Raw genomic sequence first — 17,134 nt, 5'->3', positions numbered from 1 at the left:
ACGTCACATCCGGAACACACCGAACGCGGGGCGTTCGGGCAGGGGCGCGTTCAGCGTGGCGGCCAAGGCCAGCCCCAGCACGTCGCGCGTTTGAGCCGGGTCGATGATGCCGTCGTCCCACAGCCGGGCGGTCGCGTAGTAGGGGTTGCCCTCGTCTTCGTACTTTTGACGGATCGGCGCCTTGAAGGCCTCGGCCTCCTCGGGCGTCCACTTGGCCGCGTCGCGGTGGACGGTGGCCAGCACGCTGGCGGCCTGTTCGCCGCCCATCACCGAAATCCGCGAATTGGGCCAGGTGAACAGGAAACGCGGACTGTAGGCCCGACCGCACATGCCGTAATTGCCAGCGCCGAACGAGCCCCCGATCAGGACGGTGATCTTCGGCACGCTGGCCGTGGCCACGGCCGTGACCAGCTTGGCGCCATGCTTGGCAATGCCCTCGGCTTCGTACTTGCCGCCGACCATGAAGCCCGAGATGTTCTGCAGGAACAACAGCGGGACTTTGCGCTGACAGGCCAGCTCGATGAAGTGCGCGCCCTTCTGGGCGCTTTCGGAGAACAGGACGCCGTTGTTGGCCAGGATCGCCACGGGCAGGCCCCAGATGTGGGCGAAGCCGCAGACCAGGCTCGCGCCGTACAGCGCCTTGAACTCATGGAACGCCGAGCCGTCGACGATCCGGGCGATCACCTCGCGCACATCGTAGGGGGCGCGCACATCCTGCGGCGTCACGCCATAAAGCTCCTCGGCCGCGTATTTCGGCGGCTGTACGGCCGAAAGGTTGATCGGCGGCGTGGCCTGCGGCGGCAGGGTCGAGACGATGTCGCGAACGATGGTCAGGGCGTGCTCGTCATTGTCGGCGACATGATCGACGACGCCGGATTTGCGCCCGTGGGTGTCGGCCCCGCCCAAATCCTCGGCCGAGATGACCTCGCCCGTGGCCGCCTTCACCAGCGGCGGCCCGGCGAGAAAGATGGTGCCCTGGTTACGGACGATGACCGTTTCGTCGCTCATCGCTGGGACATAGGCGCCGCCGGCGGTGCAGGAGCCCATGACACAGGCGATCTGCGGGATGCCCTTGGCGGACATGTTCGCCTGGTTGAAGAAGATGCGGCCAAAGTGCTCGCGGTCGGGGAACACTTCGGCCTGATGGGGCAGGTTGGCGCCGCCGCTGTCGACCAGATAGACGCAGGGCAGATAGTTCTGCTCGGCGATCTCCTGGGCGCGCAGGTGCTTCTTCACCGTCATCGGAAAATAGGCGCCGCCCTTCACGGTCGGGTCATTGCAGACGATCATCACCTGGCGCCCCGCCACTCGGCCAATGCCGCAGATCATCCCAGCGCCTGGCGCGCCTTCGGCGTCCGCGGCGGTCGCGTACATGCCGTTGGCGGCCAACTGGCCGATCTCCAGGAAAGGCGACCCGGGGTCCAGGAGCCGATCGACGCGGTCGCGCGGCAGCAGCTTGCCGCGAGAGACATGGCGCTCTCGAGCGCGCGCGTCTCCGCCCAGGCTTGCCTTGCCGACAGCGGCGCGGAGGGCGTCGACCAGAGCGCGGTTATGGCGCGCATTGGCCAAGAACGTGTCGCTCTGGGGCGAGAGCGACGATGTCAGGACCGGCGCGCTCACGAGCCCAGCAGCTCCCGGCCGATCAGGAAACGGCGAATCTCGTTGGTGCCGGCGCCGATGTCATAGAGCTTCGCGTCCCGAACGAGCCGTTCGACGGGCCACTCCTTAGTGTAGCCGGCGCCGCCCAAAGCCTGCACAGCCTCCAGGCTGACCTTCACGGCGTTCTCCGAAGCCAGCAAAATCGCCCCCGCCGCGTCGAAGCGCGTGGTCTTGCCCGCGTCGCAGGCCCGCGCCACCGCATAGACGTAGGCTCGGGCCGAGTTTAGGGCGACGTACATGTCGGCGACCTTGGCCTGCATCAGCTGGAATGAACCGATCGCCTTGCCGAATTGCCTTCTTTCGCGGATGTAGGGCAGGACCACGTCGAGGGCCGCCTGCATGATACCGAGCGGGCCGCCGGACAGGACCGTACGCTCGTAGTCGAGGCCGCTCATCAAGATCCCCGCCCCGCCGCCGACGGGACCCATGACGTTTTCCTCCGGGACCTCGCAGTCCTCAAACACCAGCTCGGCGGTGTCCGACCCGCGCATGCCCATCTTGTCGAGCTTCTTGGAAACGCTGAAGCCCTTCATCCCCTTCTCGATCAGGAAGGTCGTGACGCCACCGCTCCCCTCCCCCGTGCGCACATAGACGACCAGGGTGTCCGCGGTCGGAGAATTGGTGATCCAGAATTTCGTGCCGTTCAGCACGTAGCGGTCGCCCCTCTTCTCGGCTCGCGTCCGCATGGACATGACGTCCGATCCCGAACCGGCCTCCGACATGGCCAGCGATCCAAGGTGTTCGCCTGAAATCAGCTTGGGCAGGTATCTGCGCTTCTGTTCGGGCGTGCCCCAGCGCCGAATCTGATTGACGCAGAGATTGGAGTGAGCGCCGTAGCTCAGTCCGATCGAGGCCGAGGCGCGCGACACTTCCTCCATGGCCACGACGTGCTCGAGATAGCCTAGGCCCAGGCCGCCGAACTCTTCCTCGACCGTGACGCCATGCAGGCCCAGCGCGCCCATCTCGGGCCACAGGTCGCGCGCGAAGGTGTTGGTTTCGTCGATCTCGGCGGCGCGCGGCGCCAGCCGGTCGGCGGCCCAGCGCGCGGTCGTATCGCGGATCATATCGACGGTTTCGCCCAAACCGAACTCCATCGACTGGGGCGCGAAGGGAATGCTCATGATCAGGTTCCGGGCGTCAAATGTGAATGGCGTGACCGAGCGCCTTAAGGGCGCTCTCGTGGATGGCCTCGCCCAGGGTGGGATGGACATGGATGACGCCGGCGACGTCCTCCAGGACGCCGCCCACTTCCATCAGGGTGGCGAACTCCCCGGCCAATTCCGAACAGTGGCGGCCGACGGCCTGAATGCCGAGGATCCGATGATCGGACTTGCGCGCCAGGATCCGAACAAAGCCGCCATCGTCCCCAGCCTGCATCGACAGCGCGCGGCCATTGGCCTGGAACGGGAATTGACCCACGACGGTCTCGACGCCTTCAGGAGCCTGATCGGGCGTCAGCCCAACGCTGACGATCTCCGGCTCGGTGAAACACACCGCCGCGATGGCGACCGGTTCGAACCGGCGCCGGCGGCCCGCGATGATCTCGGCGACCATCTCGCCCTGGGCTGACGCCTTGTGGGCCAACATGGGCTCCCCGACCAAATCGCCGATCGCCCAGACGTTGGTGGTGGACGTCGCACAGCGCTCATCGACCCTTACGAATGGCCCGTCCATCGCCAGCGCCATTTGGTCGAGCCCCCAGCCCTCGGTTTGGGGCTTGCGGCCCACGGTCACGAGGATGCGCTCGGCCGGCACGACCAGTTGGCGCTCGCCCCCCGCCGTCTGGATCAGCAGGCCCTCCTGGTCCTGACCCAGGGCCTTCGCGCCGAGATAGACCGTGACGCCATGCTTTTCGAGCCAACGCGCCACGGGCGCAGTCAACTGGGCGTCGTAGAGAGGTAGGAGCCGATCCATTGCCTCGATGATCGTGACCTTCGAGCCCAGCTTGGCGAACGCGATCCCCAGTTCCAGGCCGATATAGCCGCCCCCGACCACGGCCAGGGTCGCTGGGACCTCGGGCAGCGACAGCGCCTCGGTCGAGGAGATCACCCGGCCCCCAAAGGGCAGGAACGGCAGCTCGACGGCGGTCGCACCGGTCGCCAGGATCACGTGCTCCGGCCGGATCGTGACCGGCCCTTCGGGGGTTTCGACGGTGCAGGTCTTGGCGTCGGAGAAACTCGCCCAACCGACCACGGACTTCACCTTGGCCTTGCGCAGCAATCCGCCGACGCCGCCGCTGAGCCGATCAACGATCGCGTCCTTCCACCCGACGGTCTCCTCGAACCGCAAGGTCGGCGCCTGATTCAAGTGAATGCCGAACCTCCCCGTCTCGGCGCTCGCCATTACCGCCTCTTCATAGAGACCGGCCGCATGGATCAGGGCCTTGGACGGAATGCAGCCCCGCGTCAGGCAGGTGCCGCCCAACCGACCGCTTTCGACGAGCACCGTGTCCAGCCCCAGCTGGCCGGCGCGGATGGCCGCCACGTAGCCGCCCGGGCCGCCGCCGATGACCAGGACCTTGGGTCTGAGAGTCTCGGTCATCGCATCAGTCCATGAAGATCAGGGCGGGATGTTCGAGCAGCCGCTTCACGCGCTGGACGAACAGGGCGGCGTCGTAGCCGTCGACGATGCGGTGATCGAAGGCCGAGGAGAGGTTCATCATCTTGCGGATGGTGACGAACGAGCCTTGAACCATCGGTCGATCCACCAGCTTGTTGGGATTGAGGATGGCGACCTCGGGATGGTTGATGACCGGCGTCGAGACGATGCCGCCCAGGGGTCCCATGCTGGTGAGCGTGATGGTCGATCCAGAGAGCTCGTCGCGCGACGCCGAGCCGTCGCGGACGGCCTTGGCCAACCGGGCGACCTCACGGGCGCAATCCCAAAGGTCTCGCGCTTCGGCGTGGCGCACGACCGGAACAATCAGGCCGTTCGGCGTCTGGGTGGCGATGCCGATGTGCACGCCCTGGTGAGCGCGCAGCACGCCGTTATCGTCGTCATAGAGCGCGTTGACCTGAGGAAAATCCGGCAATGCCTTGACCATCGCTCGCATGATGAACGGCAACAGCGTCAGCTTGGGCTGATCTTCAGCGCGGTGTTCGTTGAGGTCGAGCCGCAGCGCCTCCAGCTCCGTCAGGTCGCATTCCTCGACATAGTTGATGTGCGGAATGCGGCGCTTGGCCTCTTGCATCTTCTCAGCGATCTTGCGGCGCAGACCGATGATACGCGTGTCCTGGACGCCGGTGCGGGCAACCAGACCCGAGGCGCCGACGCTCTTTCCATCGGACGCCAGGAAGGCGTCCAGATCGTCGGGCGTGATCCGGCCGCCAGGGCCGCTGCCAGGCACTTGGGCGAGCGTCACGCCCAGATCGAGCGCGCGCCGGCGGGTCGAGGGCGCGGCAAGCGGCGCCTCTCCAGCCGGGCGGCCGGACGAAGCGGCCGGACGCGGCGGCGCAACCGGCGCGGTCCGCGTGGGTTCGGGGGCGGACGGCGCGCTCGCCTTGGCGGAAACCGGCGCGGCGGGAGAAGCCGCTGGAACGGCGATAGGCTCAGCCTCGCCTGCCTCGCTGTCGAATTCGATCAGTACGGCGCCGACGGGCATCATGCCGCCAATGTCGCCATGAACGGCGGTTACAACGCCCGCGACGGGCGAGCTTAGTTCGACCGTGGCCTTGTCGGTCATCACCTCGGCCACGTTCTGGTCTTCCTCGACCTTGTCCCCGATCTTGACGAGCAAGGCGACGATCTCGGCCTCGGCGACGCCTTCGCCGATATCGGGCAAGCGGAACAGATAGCGCCCCATGGCCTAGTCCTCCATCGCGCTTTTGAGCGCCGCGGCCAGTCGCGCCGGTCCCGGGAAATAGTCCCACTCGAACGCGTGCGGATAAGGCGTGTCCCAACCCGCGACCCGGCGCACGGCGCTCTTGAGGTGGTAGAAGCAGCGCTCCTGAACCAGGGCCGACAGCTCTCCGCCGAAGCCCCCGAACCGCGAGGCCTCGTGAAGGATGACACATCGTCCGGTCTTCTTGACCGAGGCCACGATCGCCTCAACGTCGAGCGGCACGATGGAGCGCAAGTCGATCAGTTCGGCGTCCACGCCGCTGTCTTCGATCCCGGCCAAGGCGACGTGGACCATCGTGCCATAAGCCAACACGGTGGCCTCGCGTCCCTCGCGCACGATCGCGGCCTTGCCGAGTGGCACGGTGTAGCGTTCGGCGGGGACCTCGGCCTTCGGATCGCCGGCCCAGGTCTTCAGCGCCTGGTCGTGACGTCCGTCGAATGGTCCGTTGTAGAGCCTCTTCGGCTCCAGGAAGATCACCGGATCATCGTCCTCGATCGATGCGATCAAAAGACCCTTGGCGTCGTAGGGATTGGACGGGATGACGGTCTTCAGGCCGGTAATATGGGCGAAGATCGCTTCGGGCGACTGGCTGTGGGTCTGGCCGCCAAAGATCCCGCCGCCATACGGCGAGCGCACCGTGATCGGAGCCCAAAATTCGCCATTCGAACGATAGCGCAGGCGCGCGGCTTCCGACACTAGCTGATCGAAGGCTGGTAGAATGTAGTCGGCGAATTGAATTTCGGGGATTGGGCGCAAGCCATAGGCCCCCATGCCGATCGCCGCGGCGACGATGCCGCCTTCGGATATCGGGGCGTCAAAGCAGCGGGTCAGGCCGTGCTTCTTCTGAAGCCCGTCGGTGACGCGAAACACGCCACCGAAATAGCCGACGTCCTCGCCAAAGATCAGGGTGTCGGGGTCCTCGGTCAGGACGACGTCGAGCGCGGAGTTCAGCGCCTGGATCATATTCATGGTGGGCATGGCGTCAGATCCCCAGCTCGCGGCGCTGTTCAGTGACGCGCCAGTCGGGGTCCTTGAAGACGCCCTCGAACATTTCCTTCACGCTCGGCTTGGACTTGCCGAGCGTGCCGACCGCCTCTGCCTCCTTGACCGCTGCGCGCACCTCGGCGTCCAGTTCGGCCGCCAGGGCCGCGTGGCGCTCCTCGTCCCAGGCGCCGAGCGCGATGAGGTGCGTCTTCAGGCGGTCGAGCGGGTCTCCCAGAGGCCAGGCCTCGGCTTCGTCGGCCGGTCGATATTTGGTCGGATCGTCCGAGGTCGAATGGCCAGACGCGCGATAGGTGTAGAGCTCGATCAGCGTGGCGCCGAGGTTCTGGCGCGCCCGTTCGGCCGCCCATTCAGTGGCCGCCCAGATGGCCAGAAAGTCGTTGCCGTCGACCCGAAGCCCCGGCAGGCCATAGGCAAGCGCCTTGGCCGCGAAGGTGGTTTCATTGGCCCCGGCGATGCCCGAAAAACTGGAGATAGCCCATTGGTTGTTGGTCACGCACAGGATGACCGGCGCCTTGTAGACACTGGCGAAGGTCAGGGCCTCATGGAAGTCGCCTTCGGCCGTTGTGCCTTCGCCGATATAGGCCAGCGCGATGGAATCGCCGCCCTTGAACGCCGAGGCCATGGCCCAGCCGACGGCGTGACCAAAGCGGCTGCCGACATTGCCTGACAGGGAATAGAACCCGTATTTCCGCGCCGAATAGAGGATCGGAAGCTGGCGCCCCTTCAGCGGATCCTTCTCGTTGGAGAAGATCTGATTGCACAGATCGATCAGCGGGTAGTTGCGCGCCATCAACCAGCTGAGCACGCGATAGGTCGGGAAACACATGTCGTCACGGTCCAGGAACAAGGACTGCGCCGCACCGATCGCCTCCTCCCCGGTCGACTTCATGTAGAAGCTGGTCTTGCCCTGACGATGCGCGCGAAACAGTCGCTCGTCGAACACACGCGTCAGCAGCATGGCGCGAAGTCCCGCCAGTAGCGTGCTCGTCGAGAGATTGGGATTCCAGGGCCCCGTGGCCTCGCCCGCATCGTCGAGGACACGAACCAAGCCGAAGGGCAGATCGCGCATCTCCGCTTCGAGAGCGTTGGTCTCGGGCCGTCGCGTGGCTCCGGCCGACGGGATCAGCGCACGATCGAACGAGGGCGCATCGCCAGGCCGGGCGGCCGGTTCTGGGATGTGTAGGCGGAGCGTGGGGCGATTTTTCATGACGGGCCACTGAATGAGGTGCCCCAATCTGCCTTCTGATGTCAGAAATTGGATTATCTATTTGGAACGATATGTCGACCCAAACGCATTGGCGGATGCGCGATCGAGCATTTTTTCCGCTTCGTATTGCGAAACTCGCCACAAGATTGGATCAATGACGTCGAACGATGATTGCCTAGCCGCGAGATTCTCATGGCCTTTCTGAACGACCTCGATGAAACCGATCTGAAAATTCTGGACACCATCCAGCGCAATCCGCCGATGACCACAGCGGAGCTGGCCGAGCATGTGGGCATGTCGCAATCGCCCTGCTGGCGCCGCCTCACCCGTTTGAAGGAGGAAGGCTATATCGTCGATCAGGTCACCCGCCTTTCCGCGGAAAGGCTCGGCCTGCGCACGAACATCTTCGCCAACGTAAAGCTCTCCGCCCACGGCCAGAGCAATCTCAACGAGTTCATCGAGGCGGTGTCGCGCATCCCCGAAGTGATGGAGGTCCATCCCACGATGGGACCGTTCGACTTCTTGCTGCGGATCGTCACGCGGGATGTCGAGGACTACCGCGAACTGGCGTTTGGCAGGCTTTTGACCCTTCCGACCGTTCAGGAGATCAACTCCACCATGTCCTTGGGTCCGGTTAAGATGACGACGGCCCTTCCGATCCGATAGGCCATCGACGCTACGGTCACGCAATCCCCATCAGCAGCTCCAGGTCAAGGAGGCCTTGATCCATCGGACCCGCCGCGTGCATCGGCCTCAGGTCCAGGTCCTGGAACAGCTTTGAGTCCTCGTCCAGGCCCGGCAGCGGGGTGGTCAGCAGCTTGCCGCCGACGAAGATCGAATTGGCGCCGGCCATGAAGCACAGGGCCTGCAGCTCGCGGCTCATGCCCTCGCGACCGGCCGACAGGCGGACCATGGACTTCGGGCAGACGATGCGGGCGACGGCGATGGTGCGGATGAACTCGATGGCGTCGATCGCCTTGCCTTCGCTGAGCACCTTGTCGCCCAGCGGCGTGCCGCTGACCGGCACCAGGCCGTTGATCGGCAGGCTGTCGGGATGAGCCGGCAGGGTGGCCAGCTGATGCAGCAGGCCGGCGCGGTCGCGGCGCTGCTCGCCCATGCCGACGATGCCGCCGCAGCAGGTGCTCATGCCGGCGTCGCGGACATGGGCCAGGGTGTCGAGGCGCTCCTGGTAGGTGCGCGTGGTCACCACGTCCTTGTAGTAGTCCGGACCGGTGTCGAGGTTGTGGTTGTAATAGTCGAGGCCGGCGTCCTTCAGGGCCTTGGCCTGATCGGCGGTCAGCATGCCCAGGGTGGCGCAGGTCTCCAGGCCCAGGGCCTTCACCTCGCCGATCATCGAGGCCAGCTTGGGCAGGTCGCGATCCTTCAGCTCCCGCCAGGCCGCGCCCATGCAGAAGCGCTGGGCGCCGCCGTCGCGGGCCGCGCGGGCCTTGGCCACCACGTCGTCGGCGGCCATCAGCTTCTCGGCCTTGAGGCCCGTCTTGAAGTGGGCCGACTGGCTGCAATAACCGCAGTTCTCGGCGCAGCCGCCGGTCTTGACCGACAGCAGCTGCGACAGCTGCACTTCCGACGGGTCGAACCAGGCGCGGTGAACACTCGCGGCCTGGAACACCAGCTCCATGAAAGGGAGGTCGAAGAGAGCCTCCGTCTCGGCGAGCGTCCAGTCATGGCGGGGGTGCGGCGTTCCGGTGAACATCGTCGACTCCGGCGAAATGAAGGGGCTAGCCCCGAGAGCAGCCCGCGACGATCGCTCCCGCGATCGAGCGCGCGCGCGCGGCTTCGCTTTGGGCGAGGCGCGCCTGGAGGGCTTGGCGCATCTGCGAAACGGTCGGCGGCAAGGTGTCGGAAATCCAAGTGATCTCCTTGACCGAGAAGCCGGCGCGCCGAAGCTCGATCACCATGGCCAGGCTCTCACGCATGGCGTCGTCGACCACGACGCGTCCGCCTTGGCGTGCGAAGGCGACGACACCGGCATTTTCCCAATGCTTGACGACGGTCAGGCTGAGGCCAAAGGCCTTGATGGTCTCGCGAAACGCCGACCCGAGCTGGGTCGACGGCTTGCTCACGGTTTGAGCTTGGCGGGCCGCAAGCGCGTCACGCATCTGCTTGATGGTCGGCGGTAAGGTGTCGGAGATCCAGGCGATTTCCTTGACCGAGAAGCCGGCGGCGCGAAGTTCGATGACCGTGGCCAAATGCTCTCGCGTCGTATCGTTGACAACGACGCGCCCACCTTGCCGCTCGAACGCGACAAGGCCGGCCTCTTCCCAACGCCTGATGATGGTCGGACTGAGGCCGAAAGACGTGATGATCTCACGCAGCGCCGACGGCGGCGGGGCAGTGAGTTTGCGAGCTATCGTCTTGCGTTCGGCGCGAGCGAACATGGCTTCGGCCGACTTGGTGATCGGTCCGACATAGTCGGCGCGAGCAGTCATCCCGGATATCCTTTGTTTGGCGGTCGTCAGGTCAGGGCGTCCATCAGCTCCGGCACGGCCGTCTTGTAGTCGGCGACCAGGCCGAAGTCGGCCACCTGGAAGATCGGCGCGTCGGCGTCCTTGTTGATCGCGACGATCACCTTGGAGTCCTTCATGCCGGCCAGGTGCTGGATCGCGCCCGAGATGCCGATGGCGACGTACAGCTGCGGGGCCACGACCTTGCCGGTCTGGCCGACCTGGTAGTCGTTCGGGGCGTAGCCGGCGTCGACGGCCGCGCGCGAGGCGCCGACGGCGGCGCCCAGCTTGTCGGCCAGCGGTTCGATCACGCGCTGGAACTCCTCGGCCGAACCCATGGCGCGACCGCCCGAGACGACGATCTTGGCCGCGGCCAGTTCCGGACGGTCCGACTTGACCATCTCTTCGCTGACGAAGCGGGTCTTGACCGCATCGGCGCCCGAGACGCTCTCGACCGAGGCCGAGCCGCCCTCGGCGGCCGCCGCGAAGGCGGTCGGACGGACGGTGATCACCTTCTTGGAGTCGCCCGACTGGACGGTCTCCAGGGCGTTGCCGGCGTAGATCGGGCGCACGAAGGTGTCGGCCGACACGACCTCGACGATGTCGGAGATCGGGGCGACGTCCAGCTTGGCGGCGACGCGCGGGGCGAAGTTCTTGCCGCCGGCGGTGGCCGGGACCAGGATCGCGTCGTAGCTGCGCGCGAGCGCCAGGACGGCGTCGGCCTGCGCTTCGGCGATGCCGTGGCCCAGGGCGTCGGACTCGGCCAGCAGCACCTTGCGGACGCCGGCGATCTTGGCGGCGGCGTCGGCCACGGCCTTGGCGCCCTTGCCCAGGACCAGGACGTCCACGTCGCCCGAGATCTTCAGGGCGGCGGTCACGGTCTTGTGGGTGCCATCGCGCAGGTGCGCGTTGTCGTTATCGGCGACGACGAGAACAGCCATTACAGCACCCCCGCGGTGTTGAGCTTCGAGACCAGATCGGCGGCGGTCTCGACCTTGATGCCGGCCGAACGCTTGGCCGGTTCGGTGACCTTCAGGACCTTGAGGCGCGGGGCGACGTCGACGCCGTAGTCGGCGACGGCCTTGCTCGCGATTTCCTTCTTCTTCGCCTTCATGATGTTGGGCAGCGAAGCGTAGCGCGGCTCGTTGAGGCGCAGGTCGGCGGTGACGACGGCCGGGAGGTCGACGTCCAGGGTCTGCAGACCGCCGTCGACTTCACGGGTGACCTTGGCGGTCGAGCCCGAGATGTCCACGGCAGAGGCGTAGGTGGCCTGCGGCCAGCCCAGCAGGGCCGACAGCATCTGGCCCACGGCGTTGTTGTCGCCGTCGATGGCCTGCTTGCCCATCAGGACCAGGTTCGGATTTTCCTCGGCGACCACGGCCGCGAGCAGCTTGGCCACGGCCAGCGGCTCGAGGTCGGCGTCGGAGGTGATCAGGATCCCGCGGTCACCGCCCATGGCCAGCGCCGTGCGGATGGTTTCCTGGGCTTGCGCCGGACCAATGCTGACGATGACGACCTCGGTCGCCACGCCCTTCTCCTTGAGACGCACGGCTTCCTCGACCGCGATCTCGCAGAAGGGGTTCATCGACATCTTGACGTTGGCAAGGTCGACACCCGTCTGGTCCGCCTTCACGCGGGCCTTCACGTTGTAATCGATAACCCGTTTGACCGGGACCAGGACCTTCATCGGACTTCCCTAGGACTGCGACTGGCTTGGGCGCTGGCCGTGAAGACGGTTTTCAAGTCGCCGAGCAGCTGCCGAATCATCGCCAGTTCACGCGTTTTCTGATCTTGGGCGGACAAGAGCGCTTCACGCACCGCACGCAGATAGGCGGCCTCGTCAGGCCGAAGCGACATGATCGCCCGGATGGTGGCGATCGGGACGTCCGCCTTTCGCAGAAGCGCTATGACGGTTAGACGATCGACGGTTTCAGGATCATAGCTACGAGCGCTCTTGTAGAGACGGTACGACTGGATAAGACCGACCGCCTCGTAGTGGCGCAGAGCGCGTTGCGACACACCCAGTCGCGCGGCCATCGCGCTGATCGACAGAAACATGTCGGTGGAGGAGACGTCCGGCGTCATGAGAACTCCACCAGCACCTCGTCGGCCGCGACCGGATCGCCGCCCTTGGCGTTGACGGCCTTCACGACGCCATCGCGCTCGGCGCGGATGATGTTCTGCATCTTCATGGCCTCGAGCACGCAGACGACCTCACCCTCGCGGACCTGCTGGCCGGCGGCGACGTCCATCGAGACCACCAAGCCCGGCATCGGCGAGAGCACCAGCTTGGAGGTGTCCGCGGCCTGCTTCTCGGGCAGCTTGTTGTGCAGTTCGGCCGAGCGCGGCGTCAGGACCAGCACCCGGGCCTTGGTGGCGCGGTGGCGGATGTCGAAACCCTCGGCGGCCGGTGCGACCTGGACGGTGAAGGCCTTGCCGTTCAGTGCGGCGCGGAACACCGGCTTGCCTGGACGCCAGTCGATGTCGGTCAGGGTCAGGGCGCGGTTCTCGTCAAGAAGCGCGACGATCACGTCGGCCTCGCCGGAGACCTTCACGGAACGCTTGGCGTGGCCAACCGCGACCACCCACTCGTCACGCGCCGGCCCGATCAGGCCCGAGGCGTAGGAGCGGGCTCGCGTGGCGTAGACCCGCTGCATCGCCGCGCCGACGGCGGTCAGGATGTCGATCTGGTCGGCCGTCGGCTCCGTGCCCTGGAAGCCGTCCGCGAACTCGTCCTTGATGTAGTTGGTCGAGATCTTGCCCGAGCGGAAGCGCTCCTGGTCCATCACCGCCGCCAGGAACGGGATGTTCTGGCCCAGGCCCTCGATGTGGAAGTCCTCCAGCGCCCGGCCCATGCCGTCGATCGCCGCGATGCGGGTCGGCGCCCAGCTGCACAGCTTGGAGATCATCGGGTCGTAGTACATCGAGATCTCATCGCCCTCGCGGACGCCGGCGTCGTTGCGGATCGTGTAGGCGCCGTGCTCGCCCTCTTCCGGCGGGTCGTAGCGGACCAGGCGGCCGATGCTGGGCAGGAACTTGCGGTAGGGATCCTCGGCGTAGATGCGGCTCTCGATGGCCCAGCCGTTGATCTTCAGGTCCTTCTGCTCGAAGGCCATCTTCTCCCCGTAGGCCGAGCGGATCATCTGCTCGACCAGATCGAGGCCCGTGATCAGCTCGGTGACCGGGTGCTCGACCTGCAGGCGGGTGTTCATCTCCAGGAAGAAGAAGCTCTTGTCCTGGCCGGCGACGAACTCGACCGTGCCGGCGCTATCGTAGTTCACCGCCTTGGCCAGGGCGACGGCCTGGGCGCCCATGGCGGCGCGGGTGGCCTCGTCCAGCAGGGGCGACGGGGCCTCCTCGATGACCTTCTGGTTGCGGCGCTGGATCGAGCACTCGCGTTCGAACAGGTGGACGACGTTGCCGTGCTTGTCGCCCAGCACCTGGATTTCGATGTGGCGCGGGCTCTCGATGAATTTCTCGATGAAGATGCGGTCGTCGCCGAAGCTGGCCTTGGCCTCGGCGCGGACGGCAGGGAAGCCCTCCTCGACGTCCTTGCGGTTCCAGGCCACGCGGATGCCCTTGCCGCCGCCGCCGGCCGACGCCTTGATCATCACCGGATAGCCGATCTGCTCGGCGATGGTGACGGCCTCGGCGGTGTCGGCGATCTCGCCGATGTGGCCGGGCACGCAGGACACGCCCGAGGCCTGGGCGAACTTCTTGCTCTCGATCTTGTCGCCCATGGCCTGGATGGCGCCGGGGTTGGGACCGATGAAGACGACGCCCTCGTCGGCGCAGCGCTGGGCGAAGCCGGCGTTCTCGGACAGGAAGCCGAAGCCCGGGTGCACCGCTTCCGCGCCCGTCTGCTTGCAGGCGGCGATGATCTTGTCGGCGACGAGATAGGACTGGGCGGCCGGCGAGGCGCCGATGTGCACGGTCTCGTCGGCCATCTCGACCGCGAGCGAGCCGGCGTCGGCGTCGGAATAGACCACCACCGTCTTGATGCCCAGGCGGCGGCAGGTCTTGATCACGCGGACGGCGATTTCGCCACGGTTGGCGATCAGGAGTTTTTCGAACATGGACCCCGCTCGCTGACAGGCATTGGAGGTGGGATTGAGGACTGATCGTCAGCGCCGACTTCGACCGTCATGACGACGTCGCCATAGTCATCGATGACCAGCACGCGGTTGTTAATCATCAGTACTTGGCTGTTGATCTCATCGACGAATGTTGGCGGAGACGCGCCGCTATGCTTCCACCACACGCCGAGACGAAAGAGCCGACCGCACCGTGCGTCGAGCATTCCCGGCCAACGGCCATCGCCATATCCTGCCAGGATCCAGCCGAGCGCGTCCCGTTCTGAAGGATCGGTCGTTTCAGTCACGGCGAAGCCCCGCCGCTCCCGCCAGGCGTCTGCGACCCACTTGAGTTTTGAGATCCGCCTCGCGGGAGATTTTCGGCCCGATCGTCCCGCTGATGATGCAAGACCTGTCGACCGCCAACGCCCCGCTTCTCATCGAGGCGCCAGCCGAATAGCGCCATCAAGCCGGATCGCCGCCGCGTTCAAGTAGGCGTTGCTGCAGATTTCGACGACCAGTGAGGCGTATTCAGCGCCCGTTCCCAGCCGCGCCGGGAACGGTACGCTCGTTGCAAGGCTTTCGCGTACGGCCGGTGGCAAGCTCGCCATCATCGGCGTTTCGAAAAGTCCCGGGAGAATGGTGTTGACTCGTATGCCCTCACTGGCCAAGTCGCGGGCGATGGGAAGGGCCATCCCTTGAACACCCGCCTTCGACGCCGCATAGGCGGCCTGTCCGATCTGCCCGTCCTCGGATGCGATGGACGCCGTCGAAACGACCACTCCGCGCTCGCCATTTGCCAGGCGCTCAAGCGACACCATTCCCAAAGTCGCCAGTGCGATACATCGAAACGTGCCGCCCAGATTGACGCGAAGAACACGATCGAAGTCATCCGTCGACGCGGCCGTCAGCGCCCCATCGCTTCTTCGCCGCGACACGGTCTTGGCGCCGATCACGATGCCCGCGCAGTTCACGAGGATGCGCTCCTGACCGTGACTTGCGCGAGCCTCCGCGAGGCCCGCGATCACGTCCGCATCGCTCGTGACGTCAACTCGACAGGCGAGGCCGCCGCATTCGGCCGCGACCATCTGAGCCCGCTCTAGATTCATGTCGAAGATCGTCACCTTCACGCCTTCGGCCGCCAAGCGTCGCGCCGTGGCTTCGCCAAGGCCGGAAGCGCCCCCCGTCACAATGGCCGCGATGTCGGAATTGAGTTGCATGGAGTTCCCCGGCCCTAGAGCGGAATGTTGTCGTGCTTCTTCCAGGGGTTCGACAATTCCTTCCCCTTCAGGCTCTTGAGCCCCCGCACGATCCGGCGGCGCGTGCCATGCGGCATGATCACGTCATCCACATAGCCGCGCTGGGCCGCCACGAACGGATTGGCGAAGCGGTCCTTGTACTCGGCCTCGCGGACGGCCAGGGCCTCTGGGTCCTTGGCCTCCTGGCGGAAGATGATCTCCACCGCCCCTTTGGCCCCCATCACCGCGATCTCGGCCGTCGGCCAGGCGTAGTTGAGGTCGCCGCGCAGGTGCTTGGAGCTCATCACGTCATAGGCCCCGCCATAGGCCTTGCGGGTGATGACCGTGATCTTCGGCACCGTGGCCTCGGCATAGGCGAACAAGAGCTTGGCGCCGTGCTTGATCAGCCCGCCGTACTCCTGCTTGGTCCCCGGCATGAAGCCCGGCACGTCGACCAGGGTGATGATCGGGATGTTGAAGGCGTCGCAGAACCGCACGAAGCGCGCGGCTTTCCTGGAACTGTCGATGTCCAGCACCCCGGCCAGCACCTGCGGCTGGTTGGCGACGATGCCGACGGTCTCGCCGTCCATGCGGGCGAAGCCCACGATGATGTTCTTGGCCCACTCGCTGGAGATCTCGAAGAAGTCGGCCTCGTCGACCATCTTCAGGATCAGCTCCTTCATGTCGTAGGGCTTGGTCGGATCGGCCGGGATCAGGGTGTCCAGGCTGGGCTCGTCGCGCAGCGCCTCGTCGAAGCTCTCTCGCTCGGGGGCGGCCTCGCGGTTGGACGAGGGCAGGAAGTCGACTAGGCGGCGGACCTGGGTCATGGCCTCGAGATCGTTCTCGAACGCGCCCTCGGCCACGCCCGACTTGGCCGCGTGGACCCGGGCCCCGCCCAGTTCCTCGGCGGTGACGACCTCGTTGGTGACGGTCTTCACCACGTCCGGGCCGGTGACGAACATGTAGCTGGTGTCCTTCACCATGAAGATGAAGTCGGTCATCGCCGGGCTGTAGACGTCGCCGCCGGCGCAGGGGCCCATGATCACGCTGATCTGCGGGATCACGCCGCTGGCCAGGGTGTTCTCCAGGAAGATGTCGGCATAGCCGGCCAGGCTGTCGACGCCCTCCTGGATACGGGCGCCGCCCGCGTCGAACAGGCCTATGATCGGCGCGCCGACCTTCATGGCCTGGCGCTGGACCTTGATGATCTTCTGGGCGTGGGCGTTCGACAGGCTGCCGCCGAACACCGTGAAGTCCTTGGAGAAGACGTAGACCACCTTGCCGTTGATCGTGCCCCAGCCGGTGACCACGCCATCGCCGGGGATCTTCTGGGTCTCCATGCCGAAGTCGGCGCAGCGGTGCTCGACGAACATGTCGAACTCCTCGAAGGAACCCTCGTCCAGCAGCAGGTCGATGCGTTCGCGCGCCGTCAGCTTGCCCTTGGCGTGCTGGGCTTCGACGCGCTTCTCGCCACCGCCGGCCTTGGCCTGGGCGCGACGACGGTCGAGTTCCTCGAGAATGTGCTGCAAGGCGACGGATCTCTCGCAATGGGATCGCAAAGAACCGGCCGCCAAGCCGACAAGCGGCTCGGCGGCCTAGGTTTCCGGAGGTGGGCTCCGGCTGGGTGGGAGGAACGCTGTAAAAAC

At 65.9% G+C, this 17,134-nt stretch carries 16 protein-coding genes; 1 reads left to right on the top strand and 15 read right to left on the bottom strand.

All coding sequences use genetic code 11. The features are described 5' to 3' along the window. Nucleotides 1-3 precede the first annotated feature (3 nt). The 6 genes from CSW62_RS25755 to CSW62_RS25730 are packed head-to-tail and all read right to left on the bottom strand — an operon-like array spanning nucleotide 4 to nucleotide 7,712. Nucleotides 4-1,605 carry a carboxyl transferase domain-containing protein gene (locus tag CSW62_RS25755; protein ID WP_199170763.1) on the bottom strand — a complete coding sequence of 534 codons (1,602 nt, stop codon included), beginning with the start codon at nucleotides 1,603-1,605 and terminating at the stop codon, nucleotides 4-6. Nucleotides 1,606-1,616: 11 nt separating this feature from the next. Beyond that, a complete protein-coding gene (locus CSW62_RS25750; RefSeq protein WP_062099353.1) occupies nucleotides 1,617-2,780 on the bottom strand; it encodes an isovaleryl-CoA dehydrogenase in 1,164 nt (387 codons plus the stop codon). Between the two features lie 16 nt (nucleotides 2,781-2,796). Then, nucleotides 2,797-4,200 carry a dihydrolipoyl dehydrogenase gene (gene lpdA, locus CSW62_RS25745; RefSeq protein WP_099582583.1) on the bottom strand — a complete coding sequence of 468 codons (1,404 nt, stop codon included), beginning with the start codon at nucleotides 4,198-4,200 and terminating at the stop codon, nucleotides 2,797-2,799. A gap of 4 nt (nucleotides 4,201-4,204) precedes the next feature. After that, a complete protein-coding gene (locus CSW62_RS25740; RefSeq protein ID WP_099504273.1) occupies nucleotides 4,205-5,461 on the bottom strand; it encodes a dihydrolipoamide acetyltransferase family protein in 1,257 nt (418 codons plus the stop codon). Nucleotides 5,462-5,464: 3 nt separating this feature from the next. Beyond that, nucleotides 5,465-6,478, bottom strand: coding sequence for an alpha-ketoacid dehydrogenase subunit beta (locus tag CSW62_RS25735; RefSeq protein ID WP_062099359.1), 1,014 nt, complete (start codon nucleotides 6,476-6,478; stop codon nucleotides 5,465-5,467). A 4-nt stretch (nucleotides 6,479-6,482) separates the two neighbouring features. After that, a complete protein-coding gene (locus CSW62_RS25730) occupies nucleotides 6,483-7,712 on the bottom strand; it encodes a thiamine pyrophosphate-dependent enzyme (RefSeq protein ID WP_062099361.1) in 1,230 nt (409 codons plus the stop codon). A 192-nt stretch (nucleotides 7,713-7,904) separates the two neighbouring features. Between CSW62_RS25730 and CSW62_RS25725 the strand changes: the two genes are divergently transcribed. Then, nucleotides 7,905-8,378, top strand: a complete 474-nt coding sequence (locus tag CSW62_RS25725; protein WP_062099363.1) for an Lrp/AsnC family transcriptional regulator — start codon at nucleotides 7,905-7,907, stop codon at nucleotides 8,376-8,378. Nucleotides 8,379-8,394: 16 nt separating this feature from the next. Here the strand turns inward: CSW62_RS25725 and bioB are convergent, their stop codons facing one another. From bioB to CSW62_RS25685, 9 genes are all read right to left on the bottom strand, one after another. Beyond that, complete coding sequence (gene bioB, locus CSW62_RS25720) at nucleotides 8,395-9,426, bottom strand: biotin synthase BioB (RefSeq protein WP_099582582.1); 1,032 nt, start codon at nucleotides 9,424-9,426, stop codon at nucleotides 8,395-8,397. Between the two features lie 25 nt (nucleotides 9,427-9,451). Further along, the gene (locus CSW62_RS25715; protein WP_158235511.1) at nucleotides 9,452-10,111 is read right to left on the bottom strand and encodes a MerR family transcriptional regulator; all 660 of its coding nucleotides are present in this window, start codon (nucleotides 10,109-10,111) and stop codon (nucleotides 9,452-9,454) included. A gap of 77 nt (nucleotides 10,112-10,188) precedes the next feature. Further along, entirely contained in the window at nucleotides 10,189-11,118 is a 930-nt protein-coding gene (locus CSW62_RS25710) for an electron transfer flavoprotein subunit alpha/FixB family protein (protein WP_099582581.1), read from the bottom strand. Beyond that, complete coding sequence (locus CSW62_RS25705; RefSeq protein ID WP_099582580.1) at nucleotides 11,118-11,864, bottom strand: electron transfer flavoprotein subunit beta/FixA family protein; 747 nt, start codon at nucleotides 11,862-11,864, stop codon at nucleotides 11,118-11,120. Before CSW62_RS25705 ends, CSW62_RS25710 begins: the two co-directional genes overlap by 1 nt. Continuing rightward, nucleotides 11,861-12,262, bottom strand: a complete 402-nt coding sequence (locus tag CSW62_RS25700) for a MerR family transcriptional regulator (protein ID WP_099504263.1) — start codon at nucleotides 12,260-12,262, stop codon at nucleotides 11,861-11,863. The genes CSW62_RS25705 and CSW62_RS25700 overlap by 4 nt, the downstream gene beginning before the upstream one ends. Next, nucleotides 12,259-14,253 carry an acetyl/propionyl/methylcrotonyl-CoA carboxylase subunit alpha gene (locus tag CSW62_RS25695; RefSeq protein ID WP_099582579.1) on the bottom strand — a complete coding sequence of 665 codons (1,995 nt, stop codon included), beginning with the start codon at nucleotides 14,251-14,253 and terminating at the stop codon, nucleotides 12,259-12,261. Before CSW62_RS25695 ends, CSW62_RS25700 begins: the two co-directional genes overlap by 4 nt. Further along, on the bottom strand, nucleotides 14,235-14,558 hold the full coding sequence (locus CSW62_RS26290; protein WP_127846917.1) for a hypothetical protein: 324 nt from the start codon (nucleotides 14,556-14,558) through the stop codon (nucleotides 14,235-14,237). Before CSW62_RS26290 ends, CSW62_RS25695 begins: the two co-directional genes overlap by 19 nt. A gap of 129 nt (nucleotides 14,559-14,687) precedes the next feature. Continuing rightward, complete coding sequence (locus CSW62_RS25690) at nucleotides 14,688-15,470, bottom strand: SDR family NAD(P)-dependent oxidoreductase (protein ID WP_062095590.1); 783 nt, start codon at nucleotides 15,468-15,470, stop codon at nucleotides 14,688-14,690. A gap of 14 nt (nucleotides 15,471-15,484) precedes the next feature. Next, nucleotides 15,485-17,017, bottom strand: coding sequence for an acyl-CoA carboxylase subunit beta (locus CSW62_RS25685; protein WP_099582578.1), 1,533 nt, complete (start codon nucleotides 17,015-17,017; stop codon nucleotides 15,485-15,487). Nucleotides 17,018-17,134 lie beyond the last annotated feature (117 nt).

This window comes from Caulobacter sp. FWC2, assembly GCF_002742625.1.
Classification (GTDB): domain Bacteria; phylum Pseudomonadota; class Alphaproteobacteria; order Caulobacterales; family Caulobacteraceae; genus Caulobacter.
The sequence above is the reverse complement of the archived record's forward strand: the minus strand, read 5'-3'. Positions and strand labels throughout refer to the sequence as shown.